This is a genomic window from Halomonas sp. DP5N14-9, assembly GCF_019802175.1.
Lineage (GTDB): Bacteria > Pseudomonadota > Gammaproteobacteria > Pseudomonadales > Halomonadaceae > Halomonas > Halomonas litopenaei.
Genome location: NZ_JAHVHR010000016.1, coordinates 40,838 through 50,310, shown reverse-complemented (window position 1 = coordinate 50,310; position 9,473 = coordinate 40,838). Strand labels below are relative to the sequence as shown.

At 44.5% G+C, this 9,473-nt stretch carries 7 protein-coding genes and 4 pseudogenes; 10 read left to right on the top strand and 1 reads right to left on the bottom strand.

Annotation, left to right across the window (positions count from 1 at the left end; all coding sequences use genetic code 11):
* Positions 1-207, top strand: a pseudogene (locus KUW00_RS10380) (IS30 family transposase); the annotation flags it as partial.
* Between the two features lie 30 nt (positions 208-237).
* Here the strand turns inward: KUW00_RS10380 and KUW00_RS10375 are convergent.
* A pseudogene (locus KUW00_RS10375) lies at positions 238-480 on the bottom strand (IS30 family transposase); the annotation flags it as partial.
* Between the two features lie 314 nt (positions 481-794).
* Here KUW00_RS10375 and KUW00_RS10370 point away from each other — a divergent pair.
* The 9 genes and pseudogenes from KUW00_RS10370 to KUW00_RS22395 form a co-directional block, all read left to right on the top strand.
* Positions 795-1,757, top strand: a complete 963-nt coding sequence (locus KUW00_RS10370; protein WP_222569007.1) for a CapA family protein — start codon at positions 795-797, stop codon at positions 1,755-1,757.
* 77 nt (positions 1,758-1,834) lie between these two features.
* The gene (locus KUW00_RS10365; protein ID WP_222569006.1) at positions 1,835-3,073 is read left to right on the top strand and encodes a hypothetical protein; all 1,239 of its coding nucleotides are present in this window, start codon (positions 1,835-1,837) and stop codon (positions 3,071-3,073) included.
* Positions 3,067-4,299 (top strand): O-antigen ligase family protein, encoded by a 1,233-nt coding sequence (locus KUW00_RS22665; protein ID WP_222569005.1) that lies wholly within the window; start codon positions 3,067-3,069, stop codon positions 4,297-4,299. Before KUW00_RS10365 ends, KUW00_RS22665 begins: the two co-directional genes overlap by 7 nt.
* Complete coding sequence (locus tag KUW00_RS10355) at positions 4,280-5,374, top strand: glycosyltransferase (RefSeq protein WP_222569004.1); 1,095 nt, start codon at positions 4,280-4,282, stop codon at positions 5,372-5,374. The genes KUW00_RS22665 and KUW00_RS10355 overlap by 20 nt, the downstream gene beginning before the upstream one ends.
* Positions 5,364-6,005: a haloacid dehalogenase-like hydrolase gene (locus tag KUW00_RS22660; protein ID WP_222569003.1), complete on the top strand. Its 642-nt coding sequence runs from the start codon at positions 5,364-5,366 to the stop codon at positions 6,003-6,005. Before KUW00_RS10355 ends, KUW00_RS22660 begins: the two co-directional genes overlap by 11 nt.
* Before the next feature lie 861 nt (positions 6,006-6,866).
* A pseudogene (locus tag KUW00_RS22655) lies at positions 6,867-6,983 on the top strand (transposase); the annotation flags it as partial.
* Between the two features lie 163 nt (positions 6,984-7,146).
* Positions 7,147-8,328, top strand: coding sequence for an IS21 family transposase (gene istA, locus KUW00_RS10340; protein ID WP_222569002.1), 1,182 nt, complete (start codon positions 7,147-7,149; stop codon positions 8,326-8,328).
* A complete protein-coding gene (gene istB, locus KUW00_RS10335; RefSeq protein ID WP_261392096.1) occupies positions 8,328-9,134 on the top strand; it encodes an IS21-like element helper ATPase IstB in 807 nt (268 codons plus the stop codon). Before istA ends, istB begins: the two co-directional genes overlap by 1 nt.
* A gap of 76 nt (positions 9,135-9,210) precedes the next feature.
* Positions 9,211-9,374, top strand: a pseudogene (locus KUW00_RS22395) (IS3 family transposase); the annotation flags it as partial.
* Between the last annotated feature and the right edge of the window lie 99 nt (positions 9,375-9,473).

The following is a 9,473-nucleotide window of genomic DNA, read 5'->3' as shown; positions in this document are numbered from 1 at the left end:
GCCAGCAACCGTTCTGCCGTAGGCACGTTGGTTGAGCGCACGACACGCTTCGTCATCCTGGTGAAAATGGACGGTACGACCGCGACGGATGCGATGGTCGGCTTTAGTGACAAATTGAAACTTGTTCCACGCTCACTACGGCTGTCGATGACCTACGACCAAGGGAGCGAGATGGTCAAGCATGCCGAAATAACCCAACGTACCGGGACAGGGCGGTCTCAACCTACAAGCGCAACACTATTGGAGTGCCTGAGATCCGGGCACTGACTTCTGGAGAACCTCCGCGTATACCTCCAGAGGCGTCTTGGCGTTCAACGTCTCTCTAGGCCTGGTATTGAGTGAGTCTGCGATCTCATCGAACTCCTCCTGGGTGTAGGTCGATAGGTCCGTTCCTTTGGGCAGATACGGTCGAAGCAGACCATTGGTATTCTCGTTAGACCCACGTTGCCACGGGCTGTGTGGATCGGCGAAGTAGATGGCTGGGCGGTCTCAATGAGCAAGTGCACCATTGAAATGATGAACGAACTGATGGCGCAGTACCACGAGGCTCCGGTATTAACGGTGTTGCTCTCAGAAGTTGCTTCCGCAATTTCCTTTCTACCTTTAAGGCCGAAACAATTCGAGGCCTGCGGAGCCTCGCATAAATAAGTATTCATGGACATCGAGAAGGACTACAATCGGCTACGCCTGCACAGTACGATTGCCATAATTAGCGCTGAGGTCTTCAAGGCCTGAATGATCACTTGGATCGAAGATGGCTGAGATAATTGGTCTGAACGAGAGGGGAAAAGATAGTGCTAAGCTTTACTGGTGATTTCTATACGGAAAATCCAATACATGTAAAAATAAACGCTAAAGGGAGGTTTGTTGTCAATCTTGAAAGTCCTCTAACAGATAATACGATTTCCCCCGCATTGGATAAAGTTAATCTAAGGATGCGGGAAGATAATTTTTTCAGTACCTTTTCTCCAGCCCCCGTAGCTGTGTGCCTTGCAAACAATCACATATTCGATTTTGGTGATGTAGGGCTAGAAGATACATTGAGACATCTCAATAAAGCTGGCGTATCATATTTTGGTGTCGGGGACGAATCAAATAACTTTAATAATCCTTTCCGGTATGAAGAACAAAACTGTGTGATTGAAGTATTTGGCTACTGTGACGATTCTACTACTCCCGCAAACGGTACAAGAAACAAAGTTTCTCCTCTTAGAATTGACAGAATAAAGTGTGATCTAAGGTGCTCTTCGGCAGATAAAAAAATCGTATGCTTGCACTGGGGTGATGAAGAAAATAAATACCCGGCGATATCTGATATTTCTTTAGCGCGACATATAATTGATTCTGGGGCAGACGTGGTAATTGGGCATCACGCTCACGTTATACAGTCGCATGAAGTTTATAAGGGGAAGAATATATACTATAACGTGGGCAATTTTGCGTTCGATGATTTAGATGTTCCAGCAAGTTGGGACGGCTATAAGTATAAAAATAGGTATAAGAAAAAACAAAGAAAAAATAACAAAGTCGGATTAATAGTAGATGTCTCCATAGACGGGATCGCTGCAAGGGGCGTTAAATATAGAGACAGAGTTGTCTCGGAAACTTATAAGGTCAGGGTTTTTGGGCTTCCTAGTTTTAGTGTTATGCATACTTTGATAAATAGGAAGAATACGATGATAATCATGATGGATAGATTTCTCAAAAACCCGAGAATCCCCTCTTTTTCTCAATTTAAAAGGTTTTTTGGTGGATAGCAATGCTTAGAAAAATTGTATGGGACACGTTTTTGAGGGTCGAGGGTTCCTATCAAATCCTAAAAAGAATAAAAAAAATGAATTTCAAAGAGATGGAAGATCTACAGGAGAAAAACCTAAACCAGATGTTAGGTCATCTTAAGAGTGATATACCATATTATAAAAAAATTATAGAACGAGAGGTCTTTAGTTACGAGGTTTTTTCTCGGCTTCCGATTATAGATAAAAAAACAATACAGCAGAACTTCGACGCGATGACTTCTAGGGATGCGGAGAGACGACATCCCTATGTAAATTTTACAGGTGGCTCTACTGGAGAACCGCTAAAAGTTATTCAAGACAAAGAGCATGCCCGCTGGGGGCGAGCGGTGAAGTCTCTATATGATCATTGGAGTGGTCTAGAACCAGGTGATAAACAATTAAGACTTTGGGGATCTGAGAGAGACGTTCTTGGTATTGGTGCAAGCCACAAACAAAGGCTGGTTCGATGGTTGAAAAATGAAAAATGGGTGAATACATTCGTTCTTACGGACATTCTAATTAAAGATATAATAGATTGGATTAATGAAAATAATCCTGTGCAAATTACATCATATGTCGACACTGCATATGAAGTTGCTAAATTTGCGAACAAAGAGGAAATAAAAATAAATTTTGATGGAACGCTACTAACCAGTGCTGGTACGTTGTTTCCACAAATGGAAGAAGAAATTAAACAGGCTTTTGGATGTAGGGTTTTTAACAGATATGGTTCGAGAGAAATCGGTGATATCGCTTGTTCTGGCTATGAGTCAGATGCGCTCAAAGTGTTCGACCCCGTTCATTTTGTTGAGGTCTTAGACGAAAATTTGAACCCTGTTGGGGTTGGAGAGTTTGGTGATATATATATAACGACCTTGAAGAACTATAGTATGCCGCTCGTAAGATATAAGATCGGTGATGTTGGAGTTGTACATGGCTATAATAAAAACGGAGGCGTTTCTAGTTTCAGCTCTATAGAAGGAAGAAGCACTAGTGTGTTGTACGATAAAAATAAAAACAAAGTTCTTCCAGCATATTTTATTCATATGTTCGGGGTGGTCGAGAGAGATTTTGACGTAGATAAATTCCAAGTCATTCAGCATGTCGATTTGTCTTTTTCTATTAATATAGTAAAAAAAGACGATTTTGACGGAGAGTGGTATTGTAAAGTTAGCGAATCAATTCGAAAAATAGTCAGTTTGGTTATTGGTGAAGTAGATGTAAAAATCAACCTTGTCGAAGATATTCCAAAAAATAGCAGTGGGAAATATCAATATGTGGTTTCCGAATGTTAGCGTTTAATATTGATAAGCGACTCGTGGTCGAGTATTTAGTAGCTAGCGTATTAGCTATTGCGCTCCTTTTCTATGGAACAAGTGGTGCGTTACCTTGGGTCACATGGATAACATTGTCGCTATATGTTCTTGTAGCGTTCTTTTTAACACTTATAGAGCGCTTGCCTGTTATAAGTGTCACGTCAATAGTCTTGATTTTATTTTTTTCCGCGTGGTTGATCCCCGGGATTGCATTTACACCATTGTATGCTGACAAAATTATACACGTAAAGATGATGCTTGAATCATTTTTGTATGTAATATCGTCGGTTCCATTGGTGTTATGGCTCGCGAAAGGTGGTTATACCAGAATTCAAGCTGTTTTTAGTGTTGTTATAAAAATATGGTTACTCGTTTCTTTTATTTTTTTATTTCTATATCATATTGGTATTTGGAGTTATAAGACTACGTTTTCAGCGATGTATGTAAACAGAAATCTTTATGCCGTTGTCTGTACGCTTCTCTTATGTATAAGTCTTTTCTTTTTCCCCAGATCGTTTAAAAAGACAATCATCTGTTCATCTTTAGTCATTTTGGTCGTTCTTACATCATCGATTAAAGGGTTTGTCGGGATTTTTATTATTTTGTCGTTGTATTATTATAAAATGTTGTCACTAACAAGGCGGTACATTTTTTTATTGTTAATAAGTTCTTTTACTGCTGTTGCGTTATGGATTAACAGTTTTTTATGGCAAAGAATTAGTCGCCTTTTTAATGATTTGGCGAGTTTTGACTTAAGTGGTATGAGTAGTGGTTCAGAACGACTATGGTTGTTGGTAAATGGCTTTGATCTTGCAAGGGGCAACTGGTTTTCTGGTATTGGACTGTATAACTCTAAACACTATTTGTTTCCGCCGTGGCGCGTGTTGCTAGCTGAGCGGCGGCATGAAAGCCTTGAGGTAGGTTTGTATACACACAACAATTACTTGGAGATATTCCTTTCATTAGGTCTTTTTTCATTTATTTTATATTACACTCCATTAGTTTATGTTTTGTTTAAATCAATAAAGTGGAAATATCAATATAATATCTTTTTTAAGTTTTCAGCTTGCGTGCTTTTTTATAGATTTTTCTTGGATTTATCATTGGTTTCATACAATTCGTTTCCAATTATTTTTTTTACACTGCTTGCTGTCTGCTTGATTTTTTTAAACAGGAATGATAAAGATGTCTCGAGCGTCCAATAAGTTAACAATCGCTTTTGTACTACCCGATGCAAGAGGTGGGGGAGCTGAGAATGTTACAATTATGTTGGCGAATCATCTGTCTAAATGGCACAACATAAAGTTGTTTCTTGGTAAGTTGAGAGGCGATAATTTAAAAAAAATTGATAGTGGTGTGCAAATCGTCGAAATTGGCACTACTAGAGGAGCAGTCGCTGTACTAAAAATAAATCGTCTTTCCCGGATGCACAAAATCGACATAATGTTTGGAACCTTGGGAATGGCTCACGCCGTCGCCTTGAACTCAATTCTGTTGCGAAGAAAAACAAAGTGTATTGCAAGAATTGGCAATACTTTAAGTGAAGATGTCAAGAATTGGTCTGGCGTAAAATACGTCGCTATGTATCTCTATCAGGTTGTTTTGATTCTAGCTGACGTAATAGTTGTTCAGTCAGATTTCATGAAGTACGATCTTTTAAGCTTTTTATTTGGTGCCTTCAAGAGGCACAGTAGTATCCATAGGATATACAATCCTATTAACGTTGAGATGCTACGTAGACTATCGTGTATGGATGCAGGTGTTGACATTGGTGAGTATGATGTTGTTGCAGTAGGTCGGTTGTCACGGCAAAAAGATTTACAGACAGCTATTACCGCTTTTAGTATGTATAGGGAAAACTATCCAGGAGCGAAGTTCCATATTGTTGGGCAAGGCTTGCTTGTAAAGGAGCTAATAGAGCATGCAAAGTCCCTAAGTGTGGAAAGTTACTTGGTATTTCATGGTTATGTTGAAAACCCATATCCGTTGATGAAAAGCTGTAGAATATTCTTGTCATCGTCTATTTATGAAGGCTTCTCTAACGTCATTCTCGAAGCTGTAGCTCTAAATACCGCGGTTGTGGTTTCTAACTGTCCCGGAGGAAACGCAGAAATAGTAGTCGAGGAGAAAAATGGTTTTTTCTTTGAAGTGGGAGACTACCAAACAATGTATGAAAAAATGCTCAAGGCGGTAGATCTTGAAGTTAATAGCAATGACATTTCGAGTTTCGATATAAATCGCATTTCTGAAAAATATATAGAGGTGGCCCTTGAGAAATAAAACCAGCATTGTTGTTTTTGACTTGTGTGGCACTCTTTTCCATAGTAATACAACCTTCGACTATATTAAAAAATACCATAATTATAGAAAAAATTGGCTGCGATACTTTAAATGTCTTGTGTATACCTCTTATTTTGGGAAAATATTAAATAGAATTTTTAGATTTTCTATTCGCAAGAGATGTATAGAAACTCTCGCCGGTGAAAGCCGAAGTGATCTAGAAGTCTTTGCGGAAGTTTTCTATGATACATTTTTATTAAATAGGAAAAACCATACCGCGTTTGACAAGCACTTTATAGAACTTAGTGACTCCAACAAAATATTGATTTGCTCGGCATCACTCTCAGAAATTGTAAAAGTAGTGGCAAGCAGGCTAGGTGTAAGTTATGTCTCATCTGAGCTACGCTTTGACGAAAATGGCAGATGTTTTGGCGAGTTATCGAAAGACATAAAAGGTAATAAGTCGGAAATCTTTACTTCTTATAACATTAAGTTCTTTGCGACGGATAACCTTGATGACGTAGAGGCATGCCGTTTAAGTGAAAAGTGTGTCATATTTTCTCGAAAGAAGAATATTGAATACTGGCGGGGGAGGCTCCATGGGAAAGATTACGAAATTTTCGAAATTTAACTATATACCATTTTCCTATACGTTTAAAACAAGAATAACAACACTAACGGAAAGGTTGAGCTGGATTTTTCTTTTCCCTGCCTTCTTGTTATATTGTGCACTGATATACAATTTAAGTCTAGTCTTTGTTGTTGTCTCGTTTGTTGCAGTTATGTGTTGCTACGAAATTGGTTATATATCGAATGACGTGAAGACTGTAAAGGGAGAGCGCGATCCAACACTAAGATTAAGCAATAATTCTTCAATAAATTATGAAAGAAGGTTTTTTTCTTTAGTTGCTTGTAGATGTATAATATCAGCGTCCATCATAATTTTTGTGGGGTGGTATTTTTCATATTTTTATGCCTACTTGTTGTTTTTCTATTTGGTTGTATTGTCGCTGATTTTTTATATTCATAATTCTGTGAGATCACGGTTCAATATAATTACATATTTTTCTTTAGTGTCACTTAGGTACTTAATCCCATTGGTGATGCTAGAAGGTAAGTTAGAGCTTTTAATTGTTATATTGTCTTTTCCGTTGTGTCGAAGCATCGAACATTCGTGTAAGACTAAATATGACATGCATTTTATTAGAAAGATTGTTGTTAATCCAGACTTCTTTAGGTTTTTCTACTATCTTTTCTTAGTGGTTTTTTCCATGATTTCTTATCACTTTACAGATTTTTTAAGCATAAAAGAGGTTTCACTTTTTATTTATTTTTTATTTTTTAGATCAATCGCGCTTATAATGAGTATTAAAGGTGTAGGCTACAGAAAAAAACATAGGTCTTATGATTGGTAGGACGCCCCCACTGCCAAGCTAGTTGGAGCCTCAGCAGCTGTTAGACTCTGAACCATGTGGGGCGTGATGAGGTTCCAATGAAGTACTCCGACGAGCGCCGAGAAGCCATCCTCAAGAAGCTGCTCCCGCCACATAACCGCACGGTGGCGGAGGTGGCCCAAGAAGAAGGTATCTCACTAGCCACGCTATACAACTGACGTAAGAAGGCTCGCCAAGCGGGCCGTTTGCTACCTGACCAGGGCGATGATCCCGAGTGTCGACGCCGGAGCTATAAGTCCGTAGATCATCAAAATAGATTGTCCCCCCGACCCGCATGGCCTTCTCTTGTTGGTGACGAAGCCTCCAAGAGAACTGGCCATGCTAAGCCGAGAGGACTTTCTCATGATAAGGCAACTTCATCAGCGAGGCGCCCACCTCGTGGACATTGCACACCAGATTGGCTGTTGTGAACGCACCGTGCGGCGCCACCTGGCCCGCGATGAGGCTCCCAGTGGGCGACCGGTGAGACCGCGAGCCAGCAAGCTGGATCCCTACAAGCCGATCATCGACCAGCTGTTGGCTGACAACGTCTGGAACGCCGAGGTGATCTTCCAGCTCATCCGTGAGCAGGGCTATACCGGCGGTGTCACTATCGTGCGGATGTACATCCAACCCAAGCGAGCGCTGCGACCGAGCAAGCAGACGGTACGCTTCGAGACCTCTCCCGGCTTCCAGCTCCAGCACGACTGGGGCGAAATCGAGACGGTGATCGCCGGCCAGCGTTGCAAGGTCAGTTTCGCAGTCAACGCGCTGGGTTATTCGCGGCGTTTCCATGCCTGGGCGGCCACCAGCCAGGATGCCGAACACACCTACGAGGCCTTGGTGCAGGCCTTCCGCCACTTTGGCGGCGCACCACGGACGGTACTCGTCGATAACCAGAAAGCGGCAGTGCTGAAGCACGACCGAGACCACCGCGTGATTTTTAATGCCGGTTTCCTGCAACTGGCCAACCACTATGGGTTTGCGCCCAAGGCGTGCCGGCCGCAGCGCCCGCGCACCAAGGGCAAGACCGAGCGCATGGTAGGCTACGTGAAGCAGCACTTCTTCCAGCGTTACCGGCAGTTCGAGAGCCTTTCCCATCTGAACCAGTTGCTCCAGCGATGGCTGGAGCGAGTGGCCGATCAACGGCCACTACGGCAGTTCCGACAAACCCCAGCGGAACGCTTTGCTGCCGAGGTGGCGGCTCTCCAGGCGCTGCCGGCAACAGACTTCGATACCCGTTACCACGACCTGCGCCAGGTCGGCTGGGACGGCTACATTGAGGTCCGTGGCAACCGCTACAGCGTCCCGGAGACCTACTGTGGCCAAGCCGTGGTCATCCGACTGAGCCTCGACGATGAATTGACCGTCTACTCGCCGGCGGGTGATGCCATCGCCCAACACCGCCTGCAAGCGCCACAGGCCGGATGGCGCACAGTGCCGGAGCATCATGCGGCTTTATGGCAGCAGACCCTGTCGGTGCAGCAGCGTGACCTGCGGGTCTACGAGGAGGTGCTGTGATGATGCTCGATCAGCTACTCCATCGTCTGAAGATGGATCACCTCCAGGCCTCGCTTGATAGCCTCTGCGAGCATGCCAGCAAGCAGGACCTGAATTATCGCGAGTTCCTTGAGCAAGCGCTCGCCCAGGAGTGGGGCGGGCGCCACCAGAAGGGTCTGGAGTCTCGGCTGAAGCAGGCTCGGCTCCCGTGGATCAAGACCCTGGAGCAGTTTGACTTCAGCTTTCAGCCCAGCATTGACCACAAGATCGTGCGCGACCTGGCCGGCCTGGGCTTTGTTGAACGTAGCGAAAACGTGGTGCTGCTCGGGCCGCCCGGCGTGGGAAAAACCCACCTCGCCGTCGCCCTGGCCGTGAAAGCTGCCGAAGCCGGCCATCGGGTACTGTTCATGACCCTGGATCGCCTGGTCAGCACTCTGGTGCGCTCACGGCAGGAGAATCGCCTGGACCGGCAGCTCCAGCAGCTGACCTACCCCAAAGTGCTGGTGCTCGACGAGATGGGCTTTCTACCGATGACACGCGAGGAAGCCAGCCTGTTCTTCCGTCTGATCAACCGACGCTACGAACGAGCCAGCACCCTCCTCACCTCGAACAAGTCGTTCATGGACTGGGGTGAGATCTTCGGTGATCAGGTCATCGCCACGGCGATTCTGGATCGGCTGCTACATCACTCGACCACGTTGAACATCAAAGGCGAGAGCTACCGGTTGAAGGACAAGCGACGAGCCGGGCTGGTCACAACCCCCGCCACGAAGGAGGACGAGCCCCCACACGACCCTGACGTAGTCCCGATGAAAGAGCACTGCTAAAAACCGGACAATCTGAATTGATGAAATCCGGACAAACTTCACTGACGTTGACACCTCCAAGCAGCAGAATGAAGCCCGCAAGGCGGACCGCCAGGAAAACAAGGATCTCAAGCGTGAGCTGCGCCGCAAGGAGGCCGCTCTCGCGGAAACCGCAGCCCTCTTGGCGCTACGAAAAAAGGCCCGAGCGATCTGGGGGGACGAGGACGAATGATCAGCACTTCAGATCGCCAGGACGCCGTCCTGGACTCCCTCGAGGGTTGGAGCTCTCAATGACCAAGTATCGGGGGGCGCAATGTGGTAGAGCGTGCCTCTAGCAGGCTCAAGGAGCTACGGCGAATC